The sequence below is a fragment of the Cronobacter sp. 153480017-3 genome, from assembly GCF_053627815.1.
The window spans coordinates 175,954-200,346 of the sequence record NZ_JBSEYN010000006.1 but is presented as its reverse complement, the minus strand read 5'-3'; the positions used below and the strand labels follow the sequence as shown (position 1 = coordinate 200,346).

Here is a 24,393-nt window from a genome sequence, read left to right as displayed (position 1 = left end):
TAACATCAAAGGGTTGCATGACTCAGAGTTTGGCGGTCTTCAAAGTTTAGCCGCCGCTAACGGGCGATACTGACGGCCTGGTTAAACGAGCGTGCGACACGCCGCTTCATACCCTGCAAAAGAAAAAGGATCAGTAAAATGGATGAGCAACTAAAACAGAGCGCCCTCGATTTTCACGAATTCCCGGTCCCAGGCAAAATTCAGGTTTCTCCGACCAAACCGCTGGCGACCCAGCGCGATCTGGCGCTCGCCTATTCGCCAGGCGTAGCCGCGCCCTGTCTGGAAATCGCCGCCGACCCGCTGGCCGCCCATAAATACACCGCACGCGGCAACCTTGTGGCGGTTATCTCCAACGGCACCGCGGTGCTGGGGCTTGGCAATATCGGCGCACTGGCCGGTAAACCGGTGATGGAAGGCAAGGGTGTTCTGTTTAAGAAATTCGCCGGTATCGATGTGTTTGATATCGAAATCGACGAACACGATCCCGATAAAGTGATTGATGTGGTGGCGGCGCTGGAGCCGACCTTCGGCGGTATCAACCTGGAAGATATCAAAGCGCCGGAGTGTTTTTATATCGAGCAGAAGCTGCGCGAGCGCATGAACATTCCCGTGTTTCATGACGATCAGCACGGCACCGCCATCATCTGTACCGCCGCGGTGTTAAACGGCCTGCGCGTGGTGCAGAAAAACATCTCCGACGTGCGTCTCGTGGTTTCCGGCGCGGGCGCGTCCGCCATCGCCTGTATGAATCTGCTGGTGGCGCTTGGCATGCAGAAGCACAACATCGTGGTGTGCGATTCCAAAGGCGTTATCTACAAAGGCCGTGAAGAGAACATGGCGGAAACCAAAGCCGCTTATGCGATTGACGACAACGGTAAGCGCACGCTGGGCGAAGTGATCGAAGGCGCGGATATCTTCCTTGGCTGCTCCGGCCCGAAAGTCCTGACCCAGGAGATGGTCAAAAAAATGGCGGATTCGCCGCTCATTCTGGCGCTCGCCAACCCGGAGCCGGAAATCATGCCGCCGCTCGCCAAAGCGGTGCGTCCGGATGCGATCATCTGCACCGGTCGTTCGGATTTCCCGAACCAGGTGAACAACGTCCTCTGCTTCCCGTTTATCTTCCGTGGCGCGCTGGATGTCGGCGCGACCGCCATCAACGAAGAGATGAAGCTCGCGGCGGTCCATGCCATCGCTGAACTGGCACACGCCGAGCAGAGCGAAGTGGTGGCCTCCGCGTATGAAGATCAGGAGCTGTCGTTCGGGCCGGATTACATCATTCCGAAACCGTTCGATCCGCGCTTAATTGTGACTATCGCGCCTGCGGTGGCGAAAGCGGCGATGGATTCCGGCGTGGCGACCCGCCCGATTGAGGATTTCGACGCATATAAAGACAAGCTCACCGAATTTGTCTACAAAACCAACCTGTTCATGAAGCCGGTCTTCAACCAGGCGCGCAAAGATCCGAAGCGCGTGGTGCTGACCGAAGGCGAAGAGCCGCGCGTGCTGCACGCCACTCAGGAGCTCATTACGCTTGGGCTGGCGAAGCCGGTGCTGGTGGGCCGTCCTGGCGTTATCGAGATGCGCCTGAAAAAACTCGGTCTGCAAATCGAGGCGGGCAAAGATTTCGAGATCGTGAATAACGAGTCGGACCCGCGCTTTAAGGAGTACTGGAACGAGTATTACAACATTATGAAGCGCCGTGGCATCACGCAGGAGCAGGCCCAGCGCGCGGTGATTGGCAACAGCACGGTGATTGGTGCCATCATGGTGCACCGCGGCGAAGCCGACGCGATGATTTGCGGCACGATCGGTGATTATCATGAGCATTTCAGCGTGGTTCAGCAGATTTTCGGTTATCGCGACGGCGTGAAAGCCGCGGGTGCGATGAACGCGCTGCTGCTGCCGAGCGGCAATACGTTTATCGCCGACACCTACGTGAACGACGATCCGACGCCGGAACAGCTGGCGGAGATCACCGTCATGGCGGCGGGAACGGTGCGTCGTTTCGGGATCGAGCCAAAAGTGGCGTTGTTGTCGCATTCCAACTTTGGCTCTTCCGATTCGCCTGCCGCCAGCAAAATGCGCGAAACGCTACAGCTGGTGCGTGAGCGCGCCCCGGATCTGATGATCGACGGCGAGATGCACGGCGACGCGGCGCTGGTGGAGAGTATCCGCAACGATCGCATGCCGGACAGCCCGCTGAAAGGCTCGGCCAATATCCTGATTATGCCGAATGTGGAAGCGGCGCGTATCAGCTATAACCTGCTGCGCGTATCAAGCTCCGAGGGCGTGACCGTGGGGCCGGTGCTGATGGGTGTGTCGAAACCGGTGCATGTGTTGACGCCGATCGCCTCGGTTCGCCGTATCGTGAATATGGTGGCGCTGGCGGTGGTCGAAGCACAAACCAACCCGCTGTAATTGGTTAACGGCGGGTGCGCAGGCTTACCCGCCCTACAAGGGAAAGCGGTTGTTCGTGGTGTTGGTAGGGTGGGTAAGCGCAGCGCACCCACCATTTTTCCAGCCGCACCCGCCATTCACCCACGCTCACCGCCGCCCGAGCGGCACCACCAGCGGCGTACCCGCCACCGGATCCTCAATAATCATGCACCGTAACCCGTAAATCGCCTCGATAAGCGCCGCGTCCACAATCTTTGACGGCGCGCCTTCGGCGATAATCTTCCCGTCCCGCAACGCAATCAGATGATTCGCGTAGCGGCACGCCTGGTTCAAATCGTGCAGCACCGCGGCAAGCGTATACCCCTGATCGCGGTTAAGCGTACAGAGCAGTTCCAGCAGATCGATCTGATGGCTGATATCAAGCCAGGTGGTCGGCTCGTCGAGCAGCAAAATCGAGGTCTCCTGCGCCAGCACCATCGCAATCCAGGCGCGCTGGCGCTGGCCGCCGGAGAGCGTATCGACACTCTGGTCGGCAAGCGCGGTCACGCCGGTCGCCGCCATCGCCTTTTGCACCGCGCGCTCGTCCTCGTCGCGCCAGCGGGTAAACAAAGGCTGATGCGGATAACGCCCACGCGCCACCAGCTCCGCAACGGTGATATCCCCCGGCGCGCTGGCGTTCTGCGCGAGCAGGCCAATGCGCCGCGCCACCTCTTTGGTGGCGAAGTGCTGAATAGCCTCGCCATCGAGGCGCACCTGCCCGCCGAGCGGCTTCATCAGACGGCTCAGCGTGCGCAGCAGCGTCGATTTGCCACAGCCGTTCGGGCCGATAATCGCGGTAAATTTGCCATCGGGGATCGCCACGTTCAACCCGTCGGCGACGCGAAAATCGCCGTAACCCAGCGTCAGCGCTTCGCCGGTTAAGCGTGAAGTCATAGTCATCTCCTGCGTGACTCCTGTATCAACAAGGCGATGAGATAAATGCCGCCGAGGCAGACGGTGACGGTGCCCACCGGCAGCTGATAAGGCGTGAACAGATACTGAGCGCACAGGTCAGCAGCCAGCAGCAGCAGCGCGCCGCACAGCGCCGCCTGCGTCAGCCCAAAGCGCGCGGTGCCGCTTAACCGACGCGCGATATGCGGGGCCACCAGCGCCACAAAGGAAATCGGCCCGGCCATCGCCGTCGCACCTGCAGTCAGCACCACGCCGGTCAGCATCAGCAACAGGCGGGAGCGTTCCACCGCCACCCCCAGCGCGCAGGCGCTGTCGTCGCCCATCTCCAGCAGCCGCATCCGGCGCACCAGCAGCGCGCTCGCCAGTAGCGCCAGCACAAGCAACGGGGCGGCGGGCAGCGTTTTCCCCCAGGTAATGCCGTTCAGCGAACCGGCGTTCCACAGGCCCGCGGACAGCGCCGTCTCAAGCGACGCCTGCAGCAGCAGCCAGGTATTGAACGCCACCAGCATCGCCCGCACCCCAATGCCGATAATAATCAGCCGGAAAGTGTCAATGCCGTTGCGCCAGGCGAGCAGCCAGACGACAAACGCCGTCAGCGTGCCGCCCGCGATGGCGGCGAACGCGATAGCGGACTGATGCTGGCCTGTGAGCACCATCGCCACCAGCACGCCGCTCCACGCGCCGGTGTTGAAGCCCATCACATCGGGGCTGCCTAAAGGGTTGCGCATCAGCGACTGGAAAATCGCGCCGCTCACGCCGAGCGCGGCACCCAGCAGCAGCGCCATCGCCACGCGCGGCAGCCGCCATTCGGTTACGATAAGCGAAACATTGCGCGGCGCGTGGCCGGTCAGCGCGTCCAGCACCTTACGGGCTTCAAGCGTTACCGCGCCCTGCGTCAGCGCCCAGAGGCCAAGCCCGGCGCACAGGCTCAACATCAGCAGGCAAAAGAGCCCTAAACGGGGGGAAACGGATCTCATAACGCGCCTCCGCCGCGCCGCTGGCGCACCAGATAAATCAGCGCGGGCGCGCCGATAAACGCGCTGACCACCGATACCCGCAGCTCGCCCGGCACTACCAGCCGGCCAATGATATCCGCGAGCAGCAGCAGCGACGGCGTGGCGAGCAGCGTTACCGGGAGCGACCAGCGGTGATCCGCGCCCACCAGCCAGCGCGCCAGGTGCGGCATCATCAGGCCGATAAAGGCGATGGGGCCGACCACGGCGGTGGCGCTGGCGCACAGAAGCGTAATGGCGACAAGCCCTAGCACCTGCGTGCGCGCCACGCGGCTGCCGAGCGCCGTCGCCGTGTCGGCTCCCATACTGAGACTGTTCAGCGCGCGCCCCAGCAGCAGCGCGATAACCGCGCCCGTGAGCACGAGCGGCGTAATGGCTTTAAGCGTCGTCAGGGTACGGATATCAAGCGAGCCTGCCTGCCAGAAGCGCAACTGGTCATACACCGTCGGGTTTAAGAGCGCGATACCGCCGGAAAGCCCTTCCAGCACCGCGGCCAGCGCCACGCCCGCGAGCGTCAGGCGCACCGGGCTAAGCTGTCCGCCCCCCGCGCTGCCGGTAAACGCCACGATGAGCGTGGCGACCAGCGCGCCGCACAGCGCCAGCGCGAGAACAGGCAGGGGATCGCTCACGCCCCACAGCGCCGCGCCTAGTACAATGGCGAAACTGGCACCGGCGTTCACGCCTAACAGGCCGGGGTCGGCGAGCGGGTTGCGGGTCAGCGTTTGCATCAGCGCGCCGGCAAGCCCGAGCGACAGCCCGGCGACAATCCCCGCAAGGGTGCGCGGCAGGCGTGCATCAAGCACGATGGTGCAGTCCGCCTCGCGGCAGGTGCCGGTGAGCGCGTCCATCACAAGAGAAAAGGGCAGGGATTTGGCGCCCACCCGCAGGCTGAGGGCGGCCATCAACAGCAGCAATAACAAGAGACACAACAGGACAACCATCCTGGAGGAAAGGCGCGAGGCCGACATAACGCACATCCTGGAATCGATAATGATAGTTATTATCACTCTTATCTGGCTATGTTAGCATGGCCGTCCCGTTATCCGGCAAGGAAAATTCGCGTTAAGGCCCTGTAATGAACCGACATTCGCTGTTACTGAACCTCTCGTTACTGAAAACTCATCCCGCTTACCGCGCCGTCTTTCTGGCGCGCTTTATCTCCATTCTCGGTCTTGGTCTGCTTGGCGTGGCGGTGCCGGTACAGATCCAGACGCTCACCGGCTCGCCTTTTCAGGTGGGGCTTGCGGTCACGCTGACGGGGGCGGCGATGTTTATCGGGCTGATGACGGGCGGCGTACTGGCCGACCGCTACGAGCGCAAAACGCTCATTCTGCTGGCGCGCTCCACCTGCGGCCTCGGGTTTATCGGGCTTTGGATCAACGCCATGCTGCCCGCGCCGTCGGTTATTGCGATTTACGCGCTCGGGCTGTGGGACGGGTTTTTCGGGGCGATCGGCGTGACGGCGCTGCTGGCGGCGACGCCCGCTATTGTCGGGCGTGAAAACCTGATGCAGGCGGGGGCGATTACCATGCTGACGGTGCGCCTGGGTTCGGTGATTTCGCCGCTGCTCGGCGGCGTGCTGCTCGCCTGGGGCGGCGTGGCATGGAACTACGCGCTGGCGGCGCTCGGCACCTTTCTCACGCTCCTGCCGCTGCTGACCCTTCCGGCGTTGCCTGCGCCGCAGATGCAGCGCCAGCATCCGCTGCGCGCGCTGGCCGACGGGCTGCGCTTTCTCGCGGCAAGCCCGGTGGTGGGCGGCGTGGCGCTGATCGGCGCGCTGCTGACGATGGCGAGCGCGGTGCGCGTGCTCTATCCGGCGCTTGCGAACCACTGGCAGATGGCGAGCGGCGAAATCGGCGTATTGTACGCCGCCGTGCCGCTTGGCGCGGCGCTCGGCGCGCTCACCAGCGGCGGGCTGGCACACGCGCCACGCCCGGGCCGCACGCTGCTGCTTTCATCCGTGCTGGCGCTGGCGGCGGTGAGTGTGTTCAGCCTGATGCCGTTCTGGCCGCTGGCGTTTATCTGCCTGACGCTGTTCGGCTACCTGAGCGGCGTGAGTTCGCTGATTCAGTATCAGCTCATCCAGACCCGCACGCCGGATCACATGCTCGGGCGCATCAACGGGTTGTGGACGGCGCAAAACGTGACGGGCGACGCCATCGGTGCGGCGGCGCTCGGTGGGATGGGCGCGTGGCTCTCGCCGGTAAGTGCGGCGAGCGTGGGCGGGACAGGGCTTGCGATTATTACCCTTGCGCTGGCGCTGCTGCTGGCGGAACTGCGCTGTCTACGCCAGCCGCCGCCGGAACCCGCGCCGCATTAAAAAAGGGGCCATCCGGCCCCGTTTTTTATTGTTTGAACAACGCTTCAAGCCGTTTCAGCAACAGGCTGGCGCTGTAGTAATCGAGCCGGAAGGTTTCGGTGCCAAGCGCGTAAACGCGTTTATTTTTCACCGCCGACAGGTGGGCCAGCAGCGGATCGCGCATCAGCGCCGCCGCGTCTTTATCATCGGCGGCGAACAAAAACAGCGTCTCGCCGTTCAGCCCCGCCGCCAGATTTTCTCCGCCGAGCTGAATAATATCGTGGCGTTTGCCCATGCTGGTGAGGCCGTGTGCGGCGGGCGGCGGCGCGAGCGTAAAGCCGAGCTGGCCGAGCAGTTTCCCCTGCGCCGATTCAGCGGTCCAGAGATTCGCGCCGTGCGCGGCGGGATTATAAACCAGCGCGCTCACGGGTTGCGGCGGCAGCGCCATCTGCGCTTTCGCCTGCGCGAGCTGCTGATCGAACTGCGCAATGCGCGCGGCGGCCTGCTTCTCATGGCCTGTTATCTCGCCAAGCTGCGTTAACAGCGCCTGCCAGCTTTTGTCGTCGTAATTGATGATTAATGTCGGCGCGATAGCGGAAAACTGTTCATACAACGCCTGCGCCGAATCGCCGCCGGTCGCGCTCACCAGAATCAGATCCGGCATCTGCGCGGCGACAGCTTCAGCGTTTGGCTCGCCGATGTACAGCCGCTCAACATGACGCGCTTTGGCGATATCACCCCACTGGCGCAAAAAACCCTGGTCGTCGGCGACGCGGTTGCCGGGCGACGTCGCGCCGCTCGCCACCACCGGCGCATCAATCGCCAGCAGCGAACCGGTCAGCGTGACGCTGGTGGAAACAATGCGCTGCGGCGCTTTTTCAAGCGTATGTACGCCGCGGCTGTCGGTCACCTGACGCGGCCACGACGCCGCCTGTGAGACTGAGGATATTCCTAAAACCAGCAGGCTGGCGACGAATGCGGCGCGCAGGGCGGAAGTGAACGTCACGGCAACAATTCCTGTACGATGATTTAATAATGCTTCTCATTTTCATCATTTGCCGACAGGATGCAAGCGCCGCTGTCGCCTCTGTTTCGCCCCTGTGGTTGACATCCCCGTCATTTCGCCTTAGGTTACGCCTCCAAATACAAATGATAACAATTATCAGTTCACTTTTTTGGTACAGGAGGAGCGCATGGACACGTCACTGGCCGGGGAACGCTGCGACGCTGCCGCAACCCTTTCATCTGACAGTTTTTTCTTCATGTCGCCTTATCGCAGCTTCACCACCCGCGGCTGTTTTACGCGGCTGGAGACGCCCGCAGTCGACGGCGCAGAGCGTTATGGCGTCTTTCAGACCGCGCTGCGTAACGCGTTCGACAGCGCCCGCAGGCAGGGCATTGCGCGCCCCATGATCGTTGGCGCTATTCCGTTCGATACCCGCAAACCCTCTGCGCTGTTTATTCCTGAAAGTTACAGTGACACCGCGCGCAGCGGTTATTCGCTTATCGACAACAGCGCCGTGCCGCGTGTGATGAGCCGTGAGGCGCTCCCGGATGAAGAGACGTTTATGGCGATGGTGGCGCGCGCCGCCGCGCTGACCGCGACGCCTGCGGTCAGCAAAATCGTGCTCTCCCGCCTTATCGACATCACCACCGAACAGGCTCCGGACAGCCTCGCGCTGCTGGCGCGTCTGGTGGCGCAAAACCCCGCGAGTTTTAACTTTCACGTGCCGCTGCCGGACGGCGGCGCGCTGCTCGGCGCAAGCCCGGAACTGCTGCTGCGCAAAGATGGCAATACGTTCAGCTCGCTGCCGCTGGCGGGCTCCGCGCGCCGCCATGCCGACGCGGCGCAGGATAAAAGCGCAGGCCAGGCGCTGCTCTGTTCGGCCAAAGATCGCCATGAACATGAACTTGTGACGCAGGCAATGCGCGACGTACTCGCGCCGCGCAGCCAGCGCCTTGCGATGCCGGGCGCGCCTGAGCTGATTACCACGCCGACGCTCTGGCATCTCGCGACGCCCGTCGAAGGCGAAACGCGCTTTGCGGATGACAACGCGCTGTCGCTCGCCTGCCTGCTGCACCCGACGCCCGCGCTGAGCGGTTACCCGCACGAGGCGGCGAAAGCGTATATCGCTGAGCTGGAGCCGTTCGATCGCGAACTGTTCGGCGGGATCGTTGGCTGGTGCGATGCCGACGGCAACGGCGAGTGGGCGGTGACTATCCGCTGCGCGCGTTTGAGGGAAAACCAGGTGCGGCTGTTTGCGGGCGCGGGCATTGTTTCGGCGTCCGATCCAGCTTCCGAGTGGCGCGAAACCGGCGTCAAGCTCTCCACCATGCTCCACGTTTTAGGTCTTCACTGAGGTTTTACGCATGACGATCCCTTACACCCGCTGGCCGGACGATCTCGCCGCACGCTACCGCGCCCGCGGCTACTGGCTTGACCTGCCGCTCACCGATATTTTAAGCCGCCACGCGCAGAGTGCCGCGACGGCGCTTATCGACGGCGAGCGCCGCTACAGCTACCGCGAGCTGGACGCGGCAGCCACACGTCTTGCGGGCGCGCTGGCGCGTCGCGGGCTTCAGCGTGGCGATACCGCGCTGGTGCAGCTTGGCAACGTGGCGGAGTTTTACATCGTGTTCTTCGCGCTGCTGAAAATCGGCGTGGCGCCGGTTAACGCGCTGTTCAGTCATCAACGCACCGAGCTTGACGCGTACGCGCGCCAGATTGCCCCCGCGCTGCTGATTGCCGACCGCGAGCACGCGCTCTTTAGCGACGACGCGTATATCACGGCGCTGAAAGCACAGTGTTCGTCGCTGCGGGTAACGCTTCTGCGTGGCGACGGGCTGGACGCGCTCATTTCAGCGCCGACGACGGATTTCACGCCCACGCCGTCCGCCGCCGATGAAGTGGCGTTTTTCCAGCTTTCCGGCGGCAGTACCGGCACGCCGAAGCTCATTCCGCGCACGCACAACGACTACTACTACAGCATTCGCCGCAGCGTGGAGATTTGTGAATTCACCCGCGAAACGCGCTACCTCTGCGCGCTGCCCGCGGCGCACAACTACCCGTTAAGCTCCCCCGGCGCGCTCGGCGTCTTCTTCGCCGAAGGCTGTGTGGTGCTGGCGCGCGACCCGAGCGCGACGCTCTGCTTCCCGCTTATCGAAGCGCACCAGATTAACGTCACCGCGCTGGTGCCGCCCGCCGTCAGCCTCTGGCTACAGGCCATTCAGGAGTGGGGCGACAACCGCCAGCTGGCATCGCTGAAACTGTTGCAGGTCGGCGGTGCAAGGCTTTCCGACACGCTCGCCGCGCGCATTCCGGCGGAAATCGGCTGCCAGCTTCAGCAGGTGTTCGGCATGGCCGAAGGGCTGGTGAATTACACCCGCCTGGACGACCCGGACGAGCGCATCTTCACCACCCAGGGGCGACCGATGAGCCCGGATGATGAAGTCTGGGTAGCCGATGAAAACGGCAATCCGCTGCCGCGCGGTGAGACAGGACGGCTGATGACGCGCGGCCCTTACACCTTCCGCGGTTACTACAACAGCCCTGAACACAACGCCAGCGCTTTTGATGAGAACGGCTTTTACTGCTCCGGCGATCTGGTGGCCATCGATGAGCAGGGTTACATCACCGTTCAGGGGCGCGAGAAAGATCAGATAAACCGCGGGGGCGAGAAGATCGCCGCGGAAGAGATCGAGAACCTGCTGCTCGGCCACGAGGCCATTGTGCATGCGGGGCTGGTCTCGATGGATGACAGCCTGCTTGGCGAAAAAAGCTGTGCGTATATCGTCACCACCCGCCCGGTCAGGGCGGTGGAGATCCGCCGTTTTTTACGCGAGCTGGGCGTCGCCGATTTCAAACTGCCGGATCGCGTGGAGCGCGTCGATGCACTGCCGCTCACGCCGGTCGGCAAAGTAGATAAAAAACAACTGCGTCTGTGGCTGGCCGCGCGTCAGCCCGTCTCTGAGTAAGGAAAGAAGATGGCTATCCCAAAACTGAACGCCTATACGCTGCCCACGGCGGCGGATCTCCCGCAAAATAAAGTGAGCTGGGCGCTGGAGCCGCCGCGCGCGGCGCTGCTCATTCATGATATGCAGGAGTATTTCCTTAACTTCTGGGGCGAAAACTGCCCGATGATCGAGCAGGTGGTGGCGAACATCGCCGCGCTGCGAGCGTACTGTAAGGCGCAGGGCATTCCGGTTTATTACACCGCGCAGCCCAATAATCAGAGCGACGCCGACCGCGCGCTGCTGAACGACATGTGGGGGCCGGGGCTGAATAACCATCCGGAGAAACAAAAGGTGGTTGCGGCGCTGGCACCGGATGCCGACGACACCGTGCTGGTGAAATGGCGCTACAGCGCGTTTCACCGCTCGCCGCTTGAGCACGCACTGAAAGAGACGGGCCGCGATCAGCTCATCATTTGCGGGGTGTATGCGCACATCGGCTGCATGATTACCGCCACCGACGCGTTTATGCGTGATATTCAACCGTTTATGGTGGCCGACGCGCTGGCGGATTTCAGCCGGGATGAACACCTGATGGCATTGAATTACGTCGCGGGCCGCGCCGGGCGCGTGGTCATGACCGCCGATCTGCTGCCTGCCAGTGAGCCGGACGCGCCGGGCAGCAAAGCAGCGCTGCGTGCGCTGGTGCTGCCGCTGCTGGATGAGTCCGACGAGCCGGAAGATGACGAAAACCTGATCGACTACGGTCTCGACTCGGTGCGCATGATGGCGCTGGCGGCGCGCTGGCGCAAAGTGCATGGCGATATCGACTTCGTGATGCTCGCGAAAAACCCGACAATCAATGCCTGGTGGGCGCTGTTAAGCCGGGAGCCGCAGGCATGACGCTCGATTTCCGGGGGAAAAACGTCTGGGTAACGGGTGCGGGCAAAGGCATCGGCTATACCACCGCGCTGGCGTTTGCCGCGGCGGGCGCGAAGGTGACCGGTTTTGATCTCGTGTTTCCACTGGCTGACTATCCGTTCGCGTGTGAAACGCTTGATGTGGCGGACGCCGCGGCGGTGGCGGGCGTTTGCGAGCGGTTGCTCGGCAATAACCCGCGCCTTGACGTGCTGGTGAACGCCGCGGGCATTCTGCGCATGGGCGCGACGGATGAACTCTCTCCTGGCGACTGGCAGCAGACGTTCGCGGTAAACGTGGGCGGCGCGTTTAACTTCTTTCAGCAGACGATGGCGCAGTTTCGTGCGCAGAAGGGCGGGGCTATTGTGACGGTTGCTTCCGACGCCGCCCATACGCCGCGCATCGGGATGTCGGCGTATGGCGCGTCGAAAGCGGCGCTCAAAAGCCTGGCGCTGACCGTGGGGCTGGAGCTGGCCTCCTTTGGCGTGCGCGCAAATCTGGTGTCACCGGGTTCGACCGACACCGATATGCAGCGCACGCTCTGGAAAAGCGACGATGCCGAACAACAGCGCATTCGCGGTTTCGCGGAGCAATTTAAGCTCGGCATTCCGCTTGGCAAAATTGCGCAGCCGCAGGAGGTCGCGAACACCATCCTGTTTCTCGCTTCGGAGCTCGCAAGCCACATTACGCTGCAGGATATCGTTATCGACGGCGGCTCGACGCTTGGAGCATAGATGATCTGGAAACGACACATGACGCTTGAGGCGCTGAACGCGACCAGTGTCGGCACGATGGTGGAACATCTCGGGATTGTTTACACCCGTCTTGGTGACGATCTGCTGGAGGCGACGATGCCGGTTGATACGCGCACGCATCAGCCGTTTGGTCTCCTGCACGGTGGCGCCTCCGCGGCGCTTGCCGAAACGCTCGGCTCGATGGCCGGTTACCTGACCACTCGCGACGGGCAGTGCGTGGTGGGCACCGAAATCAGCGCGTCTCATCATCGCGCGGTGTCGCAGGGGCAGGTGCGCGGCGTCTGCCAGCCGCTGCATCTGGGGCGCCAAAGTCAGTGCTGGGAAATCGTGATTTATGACGAACAGGGGCGGCGCTGCTGCACCAGCCGGTTAAGCACGGCGATCCTGGGGTAGATTTTTGTGTAGTGGGTGCGCCTTCACATCTGGCGGGTGCGCTTCGCTTACCCGCCCTACAAAAGCCCGGTTCACAAAGGATGTAGGGTGGGTAAGCGAAGCGCACCCACCATTGCAGAAGGCGATGGTCTGTATCTTGATGAGCGGCGAATATATACGCTCGGTGAACGGTTCCGTTCGCCGACACGCTGTCTTTCTCTGCCGCCTTTCCTCACGCGAACGTGTTAAGGGGGCTCGCCGCCGCCCCCTTAACAATCCCGGCTCGCGGCCAAAGGGCAGCCGCCGGGAAACCCCCACGTATCGGCGTGCAATTTCGGAAATCTTGTTTTCGTAGGGCGGGTAAGCGAAGCGCACCCGCCATCATCACGTGATCCCGCTAGCAGACTCACGTAAATCCCTGCCGCCATCCCGCGTTTATCGGGTGGCTAAGTTGTTAAATTCATTTTGGTGATATAGAAACAAAATGTAACACCTGTGTTTCACTCACTGTTTCACTGAATGGATAACTATTATGACGAACTCAGGGAAATACCTTATTTGGGCAGCGCTCTCCGTGGTGGGTGCGTTTGCGCTGGGCTATATCGCGCTTAACCGCGGCGAACAGATCAACGCGCTCTGGATCGTGGTCGCTGCCGTCTGTATCTATCTCATCGCTTACCGTTTTTATGGTCTGTATATCGCGAAAAAGGTGCTGGCCGTCGACCCGACGCGCATGACGCCTGCGGTGCGCCATAACGACGGGCTCGATTATGTACCCACCGATAAAAAAGTGCTGTTCGGTCACCATTTTGCGGCAATTGCCGGTGCCGGGCCGCTGGTTGGGCCGGTGCTGGCGGCGCAGATGGGGTATCTGCCGGGCATGATCTGGATCCTCGCAGGCGTTGTACTGGCAGGGGCGGTGCAGGATTTCATGGTGCTGTTTGTCTCCACCCGCCGTGACGGGCGCTCGCTCGGCGAACTGGTGAAAGAAGAGATGGGCAACACGGCGGGCGTCATCGCGCTCGTCGCCTGCTTTATGATTATGATAATCATCCTGGCGGTGCTGGCGATGATTGTGGTGAAAGCGCTGACCCACAGCCCGTGGGGCACTTATACCGTCGCCTTTACCATTCCGCTCGCGCTCTTTATGGGCATCTATATTCGTTATCTGCGGCCAGGACGCATCGGCGAAGTGTCGGTCATCGGCCTCGTGATGCTGGTGTTTGCGATTGTTTCCGGCGGGTGGGTGGCAGAGAGCCCGACCTGGGCGCCGTGGTTTGATTTCACCGGCGTGCAATTGACCTGGATGCTGGTGGGCTACGGTTTTGTCGCGGCGGTTCTGCCGGTCTGGCTGCTGCTGGCGCCGCGCGATTATCTCTCCACCTTCCTGAAAATCGGCACTATTGTTGGCCTCGCCATCGGCATTTTGATCATGCGCCCGACGCTGACGATGCCCGCGATGACCAAATTTATCGACGGCACTGGCCCGGTCTGGACCGGTAACCTGTTCCCGTTCCTGTTTATCACGATAGCCTGTGGCGCGGTGTCGGGCTTCCATGCGCTCATCGCCTCCGGCACCACGCCGAAAATGCTCGCCAATGAAAATCAGGCCTGTTTCATCGGCTATGGCGGCATGCTGATGGAGTCGTTTGTCGCGATCATGGCGCTGGTGTCGGCCTGCGTTATTGACCCCGGCGTCTATTTTGCGATGAACAGCCCGATGGCGGTGCTGGCACCCGCAGGCACGGCGGATGTGGTCGCGTCGGCCGCCCAGGTGGTGAGCGGCTGGGGTTTCCAGATAACGCCGGATACGCTTAATCAGATCGCGAATGAAGTGGGCGAGCAGACGATTATCTCGCGTGCGGGCGGCGCGCCGACGCTTGCGGTCGGTATGGCGTATATTCTCCACGGGGCGCTCGGCGGCCTGATGGATGTCTCGTTCTGGTATCACTTCGCCATTCTGTTTGAGGCGTTGTTTATCCTGACGGCGGTGGATGCGGGCACCCGCGCCGCGCGCTTTATGCTGCAGGATCTGCTGGGCGTGATTTCGCCGGGCCTCAAGCGTACCGATTCACTACCCGCGAACCTTCTGGCGACAGCGCTGTGCGTGCTGGCGTGGGGCTATTTCCTGCATCAGGGCGTGGTGGATCCGCTTGGCGGTATTAACACCCTTTGGCCGCTGTTTGGTATCGCTAACCAGATGCTGGCGGGCATGGCGCTGATGCTCTGTGCGGTGGTGCTGTTTAAGATGAAGCGTCAGCGTTATGCGTGGGTAGCGCTGGTGCCGACCGCGTGGCTGCTGGTCTGTACGCTGACAGCCGGCTGGCAGAAAGCGTTCAGCCCGGATAACAAAGTGGGCTTCCTCGCCATCGCCAATAAGTTCCAGGCGATTCTGGACAGCGGCACCATTCCGCCGCAGTACACCGAGGCGCAACTGAGCCAGCTGGTGTTCAATAACCGTCTTGACGCGGGCCTGACCATTTTCTTTATGGTGGTCGTCGTGGTGCTGGCGGTGTTCTCGATTAAAACGGCGCTGGCGGCGCTGAAGCAGGATAAACCGACTGCCAACGAGACGCCGTATGAGCCGATGCCTGCCAGTGCGGAGCAGATAGTCGCGCAGGCGAAGAACGCGCATTGATTGAGGCGTGGGGAACGGTAGGTGCCGGTAAGGTGGGGGGTGGAAAGATGGGCCGGGCAGGTGGGTGCGCTAACGCTTACCCACCCTATGTGCGACTACCGCGCTATTTGTTGTTGTAGGGCGGATAAGCGAAGCGCTCCCGCCGTGCTTTCAGGAATGGCACATATCGTCGGGCGGGTAAGCGAGGCGCACCCGCCGTGATTTCAGGAATGGCACATATCGTCGGGCGGATAAGCGGAGCGCACCCGCCGTGATTACAGGAATGGCACACATCGTAGGGCGGATAAGCGGAGCGCACCCGCCGTGATTACAGGAATGGCACACATCGTAGGGCGGGTAAGCGAGGCGCACCCGCCGTGATTACAGGAATGGCACATATCGTAGGGCGGGTAAGCGTTAGCGCACCCGCCGTCCAGAACCCGGCCACGGGTCACAATGAATCAGAGCCAACGCGTAAGGATAAATAAATGTTCGATACCCTCGCCAAAGCCGGTAAATACCTCGGTCAGGCCGCGAAAATGATGGTTGGCGTGCCCGACTACGATAACTACGTCGAGCATATGCGTGTGAACCACCCGGACCAGACGCCGATGACTTATGAAGAGTTCTTTCGCGAACGCCAGGACGCCCGCTACGGCGCGAAAGGCGGCGCGAAATGTTGCTGAGCGCCGTACCTCAACGGTAAAGGATTAGCTGTTCTGGCTGGCAGTCATACAGCGCTGCCAGTTTTTCGCGGGTGCGTTTTTGTGGACGTGAATCCGGTGATTCCAGCTGAGAAACGGCGGACTGACTGATACCGAGTTTTTCCGCCACGTCCTGTTGGGAAAGGCCGCGCCAGATGCGCCAGGCGGCCTGTAAGCTCACGTTCTGCTCGACGGAAATCCCCACCACTTCATGCGGCACGGTGACGTCGTTTTCATCGCTCATTTCAAAAGGTAACGGCATGAGCGTTTCGTTGTCTTCAAGCTGCGTGAGCAGCGATAAGTAAAGCTCATAAGGGATAACGACATATTCTGGTTTCCCTTCTTTATCGTGAATCACCTGTGCATTAAACATAGCGCCACCCTGATTTAGTTAAGGTACGTGGTTGTCGTTCTGCGTTTGACTTCCATGATAAGGCAGATAACCGGCACGCCCTGACGGCGTTCAAAAATTACCCGGTAATCTCCCACCCGCAGCCGGTAGCGAGCCTGACGGCACGCCAGTTTGACGATATCCAGTCTCGTTTGGCCGGGAGACGCTATCGCCGCGACTTTACTCACAATGGCTTTTTGGTCGTTCTGGCTAATGGCCTGCAACTGCGCAATCGCCCGCTTCGTCCATCTGATCTCCATGTGGTTCCCTCACTTTATCCGTTTCCTTTTTATAAGTAAAATATAAGAATATAAGCTTTTATCCGAAAAGCGTTTTCTTATATGGCAACGTTAAACCCGGTCAGGGTACAGGGGAAGCAGCAGGGAAAGATTCTTCGTGACGTCTCGCAAAAACGCCTTCCGAAGAAGGCGTTGTGTGGGATCAGGCGGGGGTTTCTTCCAGGCGCTGGCGTTTACGCAGCGACGGAAACAGGCGCATCCAGAGCCCGACGACCACCAGCGTGCCGATACCGCCGATGGCCGCAGCAGGCACGGTGCCCAGTAGCGCTGCCAGCATGCCGGATTCAAATTCGCCAAGCTGGTTCGAAGTATTGATAAATATCGAGTTCACCGCGTTCACGCGGCCTAGCATCTCGTTGGGAGTATCGAGCTGCACCAGCGCGCCGCGGATAACCATGCTCACCATATCAAACCCGCCTGTTGCGAAGAGGGCGATAAGCGACAGCCACAGGTGGCTTGATAGCGCAAACACCAGCGTCGCCACGCCAAAGCCCGCTACCGATAAGAACATAATCATCCCGACATGTTTCTCAAGCGACCGGCGGCTCAGCCAGAAGCCCACCAGCAGCGCGCCCACGGCAGGTGCGGCGCGCAACAGCCCCAGCCCCCACGGACCGGTGTGCAAAATATCGTGCGCGTAAATCGGCAGCAGCGCGGTAGCGCCGCCCAGCAGCACGGCAAAGAGATCGAGCGAAATCACGCCCAGCACGTCCGGGCGCTCGCGAATAAACTTCACGCCTGCAAAGAGCGTGGCGAGACTCGCGGGCTGGCGCGCAGGCGGAGCCTGTTCATAGCGCAGGCGGCTCACCATCACGACCGAAATGAGATACAGCACGGCGGTCAGCGCATAAACCACCTGTGCGCCGAAGACATACAGCAGGCCGCCCAGCGCCGGGCCCATGATCATCGCCGCCTGGCTTGATACCGCGCTCGCCGCCGTGGCGCGAGCGAGTAGGGAAGGCGGCACCAGCGCCGGCAGCATCGACTGCAACGACGGCGCTTCCATTACTTTGGCGACGGAAATGATAAAAATCAGGCCGAGGATAATCTTCACATCGGCGAGATGTGCCGCGGTGGCGGCGGCCAGCGCGGCGATGGCGAGCCATTCCACCAACTGGCCAATCAACACCACCCGGCGGCGATCGCGCTGATCGGCAATGTGCCCTGCCCAGAGCGCCAGCGTGATAGAGGGAAGAAACTGCACCAGGCCTATCAGACCGAGATAAAACGCGCTGTGGGTGAGGGCGTAAATCTGCCAGCCCACCACGATAGACAACATCTGGAAACCGAAGCCGGAGCAGGTACGCGCCAGCCAGAACGCGACAAACGAGCGGTGCGCCATCAGCGACGCGCCGCCATCAGAGTGTACAGAAGCCATAAACCATCCCGAACGTATAAAAACGCGGCGTGAAAGAATAGTTATCGCCGCGTGAGCGAGGTTTAAGCCTACAGGGATTTCGCAAAAAGTGGCATCGCACCCTGTGCGATTTAGTTAGCGAGCGAAGGTTTCCACTTTTTCAAAGGCCGCGCGCAGCGTCACGGGCGACAGCGCCACCGGCAGGGCGTGAATGGATTCCACCGGGCGCAGCGTGTGGGCGATGACACGGTCCAGCTCCGCCGCGTTATGAATATCGACATCCAGCTCTGCAAGCGTGGTGGGCAACCTGAAGCGCCGCCAGGCGTCAATCAGCTGCGTCAGCACCTCGTCCTGGCCGAGCAGAGCGCTCTGTACCAGGATGCCGTAAGCCACTTTGGTGCCGTGCAGATATTTTTCCGTCTGCGGCAGCACGGTCAGGCCGTTATGTACCGCATGCGCCGCCGCCACGCGCGTATAGCGCTCGCCAAACCCGCCGACCATGCCGCCGCCCGCGATAATGGCATCCACCACATCGCGGAAATCCTGCGTGAGCGCGCCACGATGCTGACAGGCGAGCGCCGCTTCGCTCTGCTCCAGCAGCACGTCACGAATGGCGAGCGCGGCGTTGAGGCCGAGCCGCACGGTGAGCGGCAGGGTGGCGGGCGCAGGCGCCAGCACCACGGCTTCATACCATTTGGCGAGCGTGTCGCCGATGCCCGCGAGCAGATATTCCGCCGGCGCGCGCAGGATAATCTCCGGCTCCACCAGCACCAGATGGTTGGCGTCGTCGAAAATCTCAAAATGCAGCGCCTGACCAGCGTCGTTGTACCAGACGGAGAGCGGCGTCCAGGCAGCGCACGTGGCGGCGATGGTCGGAATGGCGACCACCGGCAGGCCGAGACGTCGCGCCAGCGCTTTGGCGGTATCCAGCAGCGCGCCGCCGCCAACGCCAATCACCACCGCCCGATCGTCACCCGCCTGGGCCGCAAGCGCGCTGACATCGCTTTCGCTGCAATGCCCGCGAAACAAAATCCGCGTAGCGCCGGGGGCGTCAATGGCGTCTGAGAGAAAAGGGCGCGCGGCGGCAATAGCGCGTTCGCCATAGACCCAGACGGCGCGCGCGAGTTGCGCCGGGGTGTAGAAATCGTGGAGTCGCGCCAGGGCGCCTGGGTGGGAGTAATAATTTGCCGGGCCGGGAACCACGCGGATGTCGGTATCGCTCATGAGAGTTGTCCTTGTCTTTTTTACCATCCTGCCACAGAAAGCCGTCCGGACGTCTAATTATTGTCGTCCTCGCGCATGCAATCTTTTCACATTGACAGCGAAACGCAGCGGCAACCTGAAAAATTCTAATGTTACGTCCAGACATCTGGACGGCTAATAATTTTTTGCTTTATCTTATGCCGATTCATTCATTGCAAGCGGATATATCCGCGTGAATGATTGCCTTAGCTGATTAATCATTCATGTGGAGACGGCCTGCTATGTCCCTGAACCAGTGCCTTGAGATGCGCGCGATATCCCTGGCCTTTAGCGGCTTTCCGGCGCTGACGCAGGTGGATTTCACCCTGCGGGCAGGCTCCGTACACGCGCTCACCGGCGCGAACGGTGCCGGAAAATCGACGCTGATGGCGGTGCTCTCCGGTGCCTGGGATCACTATCAGGGCCAGATCCTGCTGGATGGCGAACCCGTACACATCCGCTCGCCGCGCGACGCCAAAGCGCTCGGCATTCATCTGGTGCAGCAGGAGGTGGACGCCGCGCTGGTACCGGGGCTGAGCGTTGCGGAAAACATTATGCTCGACAGCCTGCGTGAACGCGGCCTGCGCTACCGCTGGGGCGAAACCCGCCGCCGCGCCCGAGCGGCGCTGGCGCAGCTTGATGTGGAAATGGACGTTAACCGCCGCATCGACAGCTGCTCGCTTGCCGAAAAACAGCATGTGCTGCTGGCGCGCGCGCTTTCGCATCACTGCCGTTATCTGATCCTTGATGAACCGACCGCGCCGCTCGATCAGCACGAAAGCGAACGTCTGTTCGCAGTGGTCAGACGCCTCCAGGCACAGGGCATGGGCGTGGTGTTTATCTCGCACCGTATTCATGAGCTGAAAGCCATCTGCGACACCCTGACGGTGCTGCGCGACGGCAGGCTGATTGAGAGCGGGCCGATGGCGTCGCTCTCCGGCCCGCAGATTGTCGAGAAAATGCTGGGGCATGCGCTCGACACGCTCTACCCGCCGCGCCGCCCGACGCCTGAAAATGCCGTATTGCTGGCGGTGGACGGGCTGCATGACGACACGCTGCTACAGGACATTTCGCTGCGCCTGCGCAAAGGGGAGATCCTGGGCATTGCCGGGCTGGCGGGGGCCGGGAAAACGGAGCTGTGCAAGGCGCTCTTTGGCGCGAGCAAAAGCACGCTGCGCCAGGGCGAGCTTGCGGGGTGTCCGTGGCGGCCCACCGATCCTGCGGATTCGGTGGCGCGCGGGCTGGCGCTGGTGCCGGAAGAGCGACGCAAAGAGGGCATTTTTATCGACGAGCCGATCGCCATGAATCTCGCCGCCAGCGCCGACGGCAGCTTTACCCGCTGGGGGCTGTTTGGTCACCGCGACGCCTGGCGCTGGGCGCAGGAGGTGATTTCGCGTCTCGGCATTCGCGCCAGCGGGCCAGGGCAGCGGCTGCGCAGGCTTTCCGGCGGCAACCAGCAGAAAGTGGCTATCGGCAAATGGCTGCGCGGCAATAGCGACGTGCTGATTTTCGACGAGCCGACAAAAGGCGTGGACGTCAAAGCCAAAACCGATCTGTTCAACCTGATTGACGGGCTCGCCCGCCAGGGCAAGGGCATTATTTACGCCTCCGGCGAGTTTGCCGAGCTGGTGGGCCTGTGCGACCGCATTTGCGTGCTGTGGGACGGGCGCATTGTGGCGGAGCTGGATGGCCGTGACGCCAGTGAAGAAACCTTATTACTCTATTCCACCGGAGGAACCCCCGCGTGAGCAAGGCCGCAACCCTGAAAAGCACGCCATCGGCGCGCCACCAGCTGTTTGAGTTTTTCTATAAGTGGGGGATGTTGCTGACGGTCGTAGCGCTGGTCGCGCTGTTCGGCATCGCCTCGGACAACTTTCTCGATCCGTTCAACATCATCAACATTCTGCGCTCTATCGCCATCGTGACGGTGATCGCCATCGGCGTCTCCATCTCGCTGACCATCGGCGGGTTCGATCTCTCGGTGGGCTCGACGGCGTCGCTGGCCAATGCGCTGGTGATCTCGCTGTTCGTCTGGCACGGCTTCGGCACAACGGAGGCGATTGTCATCACGCTTGCGCTCTGCACGCTGGTCGGGCTGTTTAACGCGTTTCTCATCGTGGTGCTGAAAATCCCCGACATGCTCGCCACGCTTGCCAGCCTGTTTGTGATTCAGGGCGTCGCGATGACCTACAGCTACGGCGGTTCGATCACCCAGAACATGGTTCTGCCGAGCGGCGAGATGGCGGAGGGCGTGATTCCTGATGCCTTCAGCCTGCTCGGCCAGGTGCCGGTTATCGTGATTGTGATGCTGGTGGTGACGGTCGTGGCGCAGCTTGGGCTGTCGCTGACCACCCACGGGCGGCGCATGTATGCCATCGGCGGCAACCCGGAGGCGGCGCGCCTCTCCGGCATTCGCATCACGCGCTACAAAGTGGCGGCGTATGTCATCGCCTCGCTGCTGGCGGGCCTTGGCGGCATTCTGCTTGCTTCGCGCATTGGCTCCTCGCAGGTGAACGCGGGCAGCGGTTATCTGATGGACGCCGTCGCGGCGGCGTGGATTGGCTTTTCGCTGGCCGGCTCCGGCAAACCGAACGCGCTCGGTACGTTAGTGGGCGCGGTAATTCTGGGCGTGCTCTCCAACGGCCTGGTGATGCTCTCGGTGCCGTATTACGCAATGGACATTATCAAAGGGCTGGTGCTCGCTGGGGCGCTTGCCATCACTTACATCCAGCGACGTTAATCACAGACAGGGAAATAAACAGAATGAAAAAACTGACGCTCTCTTTACTGACGCTGGGCCTGCTCTCATCGCTTCCCGGTTTCGCCGCCACGCCCGCGCCGGTGCCGGACGCCATCGCCAGTCACAACGGGCCGGTGCGCATCGCCGTTATCCGCAATTTAGGGTCGGATGACAACACCACGCAGTTTGTGGCGGGCGCGATCCAGGAAGGCAAAAAGCTCGGCTTTAAGGTCAGCACCTTTTTAAGCAACGGCGACGACGCGAAATTTCAGGATTTCGTCAATCAGGCTATCAGCCAGAAATATGACGGCATTATTCTCTCTCAGGGGCGCGATCCGTACTCCACCGAACTGGTGAAGCGTATTGTGGACGCGGGCATCAAAGTCTCGGTGTTTGATACTGCCGTGAAAGGCGAGATCCCGGGCGTCACCGTCACGCAGCAGGACGACGCGTCGCTCACGCAGCTCTCCGCAGGCCAGCTGGTGAAAGATTTCAACGGCAAGGCGAACATCATTAAGCTCTGGGTGGCGGGCTTCCCGCCGATGGAGCGTCGCCAGGCGGCGTACCAGGAGATCCTGAAGCAAAACCCCGGCATTAAAGAGCTGGAATCGATAGGCGCAGTCTCGTCAGACGTGCAGGGCGATACCGCCAACAAAGTGGGCGCGGTGCTGGCGAAATACCCGAAAGGCCAGATTGACGCCATCTGGGGCACCTGGGACGCCTTCAGCCAGGGCGCTTACAAGGCGCTGAAAGAGAATGGCCGCACCGAGATCAAGCTCTACAGCATCGATATCTCCAACCAGGATTTGCAACTGATGCGCGAAGCGGGCAGCCCGTGGAAAGTGAGCGTGGCGGTCGATCCGAAGCTGATTGGCGCGATCAACGTGCGGCTTATCGCCAATAAAATCGCCGGTGAGCCGACGCCTGCCACCTATGATTTTAAAGCCGCGGCCATCCCGCAGGCGTTGCTGGCAAGCCAGAGCGGGCCGGTGAACGTGGCGGCGCTCGGTAAAATCATTCCGGGTTGGGGCCAGACCGAGGATTTCATCGCGCCGTGGTTTGCGACGCTTGAAGCGAAGCACAAATAATGGCGACTTATTTACCGCGCCCGGACTACAGCCGCAATATGCGGCTGATTGGCCACTCCGACCAGGGCGGCCGCCCGGACGGCGTGCAGGTGATGGTGCACCGGGGCTTTGCGTATATCGGCCATATGGTGTCGCAGGGTTTTTCCATCGTTGACGTGCGCGACCCGAAAAACCCGACAGCGGCGGGCTATGTGCCCGCGCCGCCCGGCACCTGGAACGTGCATCTCCAGGCGCACGATGACCTGCTGCTGGTGATCAACGCCCGCGATCTCTTTGCCGACGCACGTTTCGCCGATGAAAAAGTCTATTACACCCGTTCGGTCGGCGAGACGGTGCGCGATGTCCACGACAAAGGCTGGAGCGCGGGGCTTCGCGTGTTTGATATCGCCACACCCGATAAGCCGCGTGAAATCGGCTTTCTGCCGCTTAACGGCATCGGCATTCACCGCATCTGGTATGTGGGCGGGCGCTGGGCGTATGTCTCGGTGCTTCTCGATGGCTTTACCGATTACATTTTCCTCACCATCGATCTTGCCGACCCGCGTAAGCCTGAAGTGGCGGGGCGCTGGTGGCTGCCGGGGATGCATCAGGCGGCAGGGGAAACGCCCGACTGGCCCGACGGCAAACGCTACGCGCTGCACCATGCGATTATCGCGGGCGATACCGCCTACGGGAGCTGGCGCGACGGCGGGCTGACGATTCTCGATGTGAAAGACCGCAGCCAGCCGAAACTAATCAGCCACCGTAACTGGAGCCCGCCGTTTGGCGGCGGCACGCACACCGCGCTGCCGCTGCCGGACCGCTCCCTGCTGGTGGTGCTGGATGAAGCCGTGCTGGATAACCAGCAGGATGGCGAAAAGCATATCTGGCTGTTTGATATTCGCGAGCCGTCAAATCCGGTGAGTATTTCGACCTTCCCGCAGCCGGATGAAACCGACTACGTGGCGAAAGGGGCGCACTTCGGGCCGCATAATCTGCATGAGAATCGCCCCGGCAGTTTTGTGAGTTCAACGCTGATTTTCGCGACCTGGCAGAACGCGGGCGTGCGTGCGTACGATATCTCGAACCCGTACCGGCCAGTGGAGACCGGCGCGCTGGTGCCCGCCGCGCCAGAGCGAATGATGGATACGCGGCCCGGACGCCCGCAGGTGATTCAGTCATGCGATGTGTTTGTCGATGCGCAGGGGATTATTTACAGCACGGATTATAACGGCGGGTTGTCGGTGATTGAGTATCAGGGGTAGGGGCATCGCGCGGTAGGCGGCATGACGGCGGGTGCGCTACGCTTACCCGCCCTAC

Annotated in this window: 21 protein-coding genes; 13 read left to right on the top strand and 8 right to left on the bottom strand. The window is 61.6% G+C overall.

The window, feature by feature from the left end; all coding sequences use genetic code 11:
* The first annotated feature begins 138 nt into the window (after positions 1-138).
* Complete coding sequence (gene maeB / locus ACUW6V_RS14920; RefSeq protein WP_454038547.1) at positions 139-2,418, top strand: NADP-dependent oxaloacetate-decarboxylating malate dehydrogenase; 2,280 nt, start codon at positions 139-141, stop codon at positions 2,416-2,418.
* A 126-nt stretch (positions 2,419-2,544) separates the two neighbouring features.
* On the opposite strand, the gene fepC is transcribed toward maeB, so the two are convergent.
* The 3 genes from fepC to fepD are packed head-to-tail and all read right to left on the bottom strand — an operon-like array spanning position 2,545 to position 5,329.
* A complete protein-coding gene (gene fepC / locus ACUW6V_RS14915; RefSeq protein ID WP_454038546.1) occupies positions 2,545-3,336 on the bottom strand; it encodes an iron-enterobactin ABC transporter ATP-binding protein in 792 nt (263 codons plus the stop codon).
* Positions 3,333-4,325 (bottom strand): iron-enterobactin ABC transporter permease, encoded by a 993-nt coding sequence (fepG, locus tag ACUW6V_RS14910; protein ID WP_097649209.1) that lies wholly within the window; start codon positions 4,323-4,325, stop codon positions 3,333-3,335. The genes fepC and fepG overlap by 4 nt, the downstream gene beginning before the upstream one ends.
* Positions 4,322-5,329, bottom strand: coding sequence for a Fe(3+)-siderophore ABC transporter permease (gene fepD / locus ACUW6V_RS14905; protein WP_104658989.1), 1,008 nt, complete (start codon positions 5,327-5,329; stop codon positions 4,322-4,324). The genes fepG and fepD overlap by 4 nt, the downstream gene beginning before the upstream one ends.
* A gap of 107 nt (positions 5,330-5,436) precedes the next feature.
* On the opposite strand from fepD, the gene entS reads away from it, so the two are divergent.
* A complete protein-coding gene (entS, locus tag ACUW6V_RS14900) occupies positions 5,437-6,681 on the top strand; it encodes an enterobactin transporter EntS (protein ID WP_454038545.1) in 1,245 nt (414 codons plus the stop codon).
* Positions 6,682-6,706: 25 nt separating this feature from the next.
* Here the strand turns inward: entS and fepB are convergent, their stop codons facing one another.
* On the bottom strand, positions 6,707-7,666 hold the full coding sequence (gene fepB / locus ACUW6V_RS14895) for a Fe2+-enterobactin ABC transporter substrate-binding protein (protein ID WP_454038544.1): 960 nt from the start codon (positions 7,664-7,666) through the stop codon (positions 6,707-6,709).
* A gap of 187 nt (positions 7,667-7,853) precedes the next feature.
* Between fepB and entC the strand changes: the two genes are divergently transcribed.
* The 7 genes from entC (at position 7,854) to ACUW6V_RS14860 (ending at position 15,959) form a co-directional block, all read left to right on the top strand.
* Positions 7,854-9,020, top strand: coding sequence for an isochorismate synthase EntC (gene entC, locus ACUW6V_RS14890; RefSeq protein WP_454038543.1), 1,167 nt, complete (start codon positions 7,854-7,856; stop codon positions 9,018-9,020).
* Between the two features lie 10 nt (positions 9,021-9,030).
* Positions 9,031-10,635 (top strand): (2,3-dihydroxybenzoyl)adenylate synthase, encoded by a 1,605-nt coding sequence (locus ACUW6V_RS14885; protein WP_454038542.1) that lies wholly within the window; start codon positions 9,031-9,033, stop codon positions 10,633-10,635.
* A 9-nt stretch (positions 10,636-10,644) separates the two neighbouring features.
* Positions 10,645-11,514: an isochorismatase gene (locus ACUW6V_RS14880; protein WP_054625790.1), complete on the top strand. Its 870-nt coding sequence runs from the start codon at positions 10,645-10,647 to the stop codon at positions 11,512-11,514.
* Positions 11,511-12,263 (top strand): 2,3-dihydro-2,3-dihydroxybenzoate dehydrogenase EntA, encoded by a 753-nt coding sequence (gene entA, locus ACUW6V_RS14875; protein WP_105540529.1) that lies wholly within the window; start codon positions 11,511-11,513, stop codon positions 12,261-12,263. Before ACUW6V_RS14880 ends, entA begins: the two co-directional genes overlap by 4 nt.
* On the top strand, positions 12,264-12,677 hold the full coding sequence (gene entH / locus ACUW6V_RS14870; RefSeq protein ID WP_012124082.1) for a proofreading thioesterase EntH: 414 nt from the start codon (positions 12,264-12,266) through the stop codon (positions 12,675-12,677).
* A 511-nt stretch (positions 12,678-13,188) separates the two neighbouring features.
* Positions 13,189-15,294, top strand: coding sequence for a pyruvate/proton symporter CstA (cstA, locus tag ACUW6V_RS14865; RefSeq protein ID WP_007869845.1), 2,106 nt, complete (start codon positions 13,189-13,191; stop codon positions 15,292-15,294).
* A gap of 467 nt (positions 15,295-15,761) precedes the next feature.
* Positions 15,762-15,959: a YbdD/YjiX family protein gene (locus tag ACUW6V_RS14860; RefSeq protein WP_004387581.1), complete on the top strand. Its 198-nt coding sequence runs from the start codon at positions 15,762-15,764 to the stop codon at positions 15,957-15,959.
* Between the two features lie 10 nt (positions 15,960-15,969).
* On the opposite strand, the gene ACUW6V_RS14855 is transcribed toward ACUW6V_RS14860, so the two are convergent.
* The 4 genes from ACUW6V_RS14855 to ACUW6V_RS14840 form a co-directional block, all read right to left on the bottom strand.
* Entirely contained in the window at positions 15,970-16,350 is a 381-nt protein-coding gene (locus ACUW6V_RS14855; RefSeq protein ID WP_004387582.1) for a helix-turn-helix domain-containing protein, read from the bottom strand.
* Positions 16,351-16,364: 14 nt separating this feature from the next.
* A complete protein-coding gene (locus ACUW6V_RS14850; RefSeq protein ID WP_004387583.1) occupies positions 16,365-16,628 on the bottom strand; it encodes a type II toxin-antitoxin system RelE family toxin in 264 nt (87 codons plus the stop codon).
* A gap of 181 nt (positions 16,629-16,809) precedes the next feature.
* Positions 16,810-18,045, bottom strand: a complete 1,236-nt coding sequence (locus ACUW6V_RS14845; RefSeq protein WP_454038541.1) for an MFS transporter — start codon at positions 18,043-18,045, stop codon at positions 16,810-16,812.
* A 114-nt stretch (positions 18,046-18,159) separates the two neighbouring features.
* Positions 18,160-19,248 carry an oxidoreductase gene (locus tag ACUW6V_RS14840; protein WP_454038540.1) on the bottom strand — a complete coding sequence of 363 codons (1,089 nt, stop codon included), beginning with the start codon at positions 19,246-19,248 and terminating at the stop codon, positions 18,160-18,162.
* A 260-nt stretch (positions 19,249-19,508) separates the two neighbouring features.
* Between ACUW6V_RS14840 and ACUW6V_RS14835 the strand changes: the two genes are divergently transcribed.
* Genes ACUW6V_RS14835 through ACUW6V_RS14820 form a run of 4 tightly spaced genes read left to right on the top strand, consistent with a single transcriptional unit; the run spans position 19,509 to position 24,338 of the window.
* Positions 19,509-21,014 (top strand): sugar ABC transporter ATP-binding protein, encoded by a 1,506-nt coding sequence (locus ACUW6V_RS14835; RefSeq protein WP_454038539.1) that lies wholly within the window; start codon positions 19,509-19,511, stop codon positions 21,012-21,014.
* Complete coding sequence (locus tag ACUW6V_RS14830) at positions 21,011-22,006, top strand: ABC transporter permease (protein WP_007869831.1); 996 nt, start codon at positions 21,011-21,013, stop codon at positions 22,004-22,006. The genes ACUW6V_RS14835 and ACUW6V_RS14830 overlap by 4 nt, the downstream gene beginning before the upstream one ends.
* Before the next feature lie 23 nt (positions 22,007-22,029).
* Positions 22,030-23,094 (top strand): sugar ABC transporter substrate-binding protein, encoded by a 1,065-nt coding sequence (locus tag ACUW6V_RS14825; RefSeq protein ID WP_088275080.1) that lies wholly within the window; start codon positions 22,030-22,032, stop codon positions 23,092-23,094.
* Positions 23,094-24,338 (top strand): LVIVD repeat-containing protein, encoded by a 1,245-nt coding sequence (locus tag ACUW6V_RS14820; protein WP_454038538.1) that lies wholly within the window; start codon positions 23,094-23,096, stop codon positions 24,336-24,338. The genes ACUW6V_RS14825 and ACUW6V_RS14820 overlap by 1 nt, the downstream gene beginning before the upstream one ends.
* Positions 24,339-24,393 lie beyond the last annotated feature (55 nt).

Excerpts from the sequence above, each read along its gene's own strand:
- ACUW6V_RS14845 (WP_454038541.1), bottom strand. The coding sequence starts at position 18,045 with ATGGCTTCTGTACACTCTGATGGCGGCGCGTCGCTGATGGCGCACCGC.
- entC (WP_454038543.1), top strand. The coding sequence starts at position 7,854 with ATGGACACGTCACTGGCCGGGGAACGCTGCGACGCTGCCGCAACCCTT.
- fepG (WP_097649209.1), bottom strand. The coding sequence starts at position 4,325 with ATGAGATCCGTTTCCCCCCGTTTAGGGCTCTTTTGCCTGCTGATGTTG.
- entA (WP_105540529.1), top strand. The coding sequence starts at position 11,511 with ATGACGCTCGATTTCCGGGGGAAAAACGTCTGGGTAACGGGTGCGGGC.
- maeB (WP_454038547.1), top strand. The coding sequence starts at position 139 with ATGGATGAGCAACTAAAACAGAGCGCCCTCGATTTTCACGAATTCCCG.
- entS (WP_454038545.1), top strand. The coding sequence starts at position 5,437 with ATGAACCGACATTCGCTGTTACTGAACCTCTCGTTACTGAAAACTCAT.
- ACUW6V_RS14820 (WP_454038538.1), top strand. The coding sequence starts at position 23,094 with ATGGCGACTTATTTACCGCGCCCGGACTACAGCCGCAATATGCGGCTG.
- fepD (WP_104658989.1), bottom strand. The coding sequence starts at position 5,329 with ATGTCGGCCTCGCGCCTTTCCTCCAGGATGGTTGTCCTGTTGTGTCTC.
- ACUW6V_RS14860 (WP_004387581.1), top strand. The coding sequence starts at position 15,762 with ATGTTCGATACCCTCGCCAAAGCCGGTAAATACCTCGGTCAGGCCGCG.
- ACUW6V_RS14840 (WP_454038540.1), bottom strand. The coding sequence starts at position 19,248 with ATGAGCGATACCGACATCCGCGTGGTTCCCGGCCCGGCAAATTATTAC.
- cstA (WP_007869845.1), top strand. The coding sequence starts at position 13,189 with ATGACGAACTCAGGGAAATACCTTATTTGGGCAGCGCTCTCCGTGGTG.
- ACUW6V_RS14825 (WP_088275080.1), top strand. The coding sequence starts at position 22,030 with ATGAAAAAACTGACGCTCTCTTTACTGACGCTGGGCCTGCTCTCATCG.
- ACUW6V_RS14885 (WP_454038542.1), top strand. The coding sequence starts at position 9,031 with ATGACGATCCCTTACACCCGCTGGCCGGACGATCTCGCCGCACGCTAC.
- fepC (WP_454038546.1), bottom strand. The coding sequence starts at position 3,336 with ATGACTATGACTTCACGCTTAACCGGCGAAGCGCTGACGCTGGGTTAC.
- ACUW6V_RS14835 (WP_454038539.1), top strand. The coding sequence starts at position 19,509 with ATGTCCCTGAACCAGTGCCTTGAGATGCGCGCGATATCCCTGGCCTTT.
- entH (WP_012124082.1), top strand. The coding sequence starts at position 12,264 with ATGATCTGGAAACGACACATGACGCTTGAGGCGCTGAACGCGACCAGT.
- ACUW6V_RS14880 (WP_054625790.1), top strand. The coding sequence starts at position 10,645 with ATGGCTATCCCAAAACTGAACGCCTATACGCTGCCCACGGCGGCGGAT.
- ACUW6V_RS14850 (WP_004387583.1), bottom strand. The coding sequence starts at position 16,628 with ATGGAGATCAGATGGACGAAGCGGGCGATTGCGCAGTTGCAGGCCATT.
- ACUW6V_RS14855 (WP_004387582.1), bottom strand. The coding sequence starts at position 16,350 with ATGTTTAATGCACAGGTGATTCACGATAAAGAAGGGAAACCAGAATAT.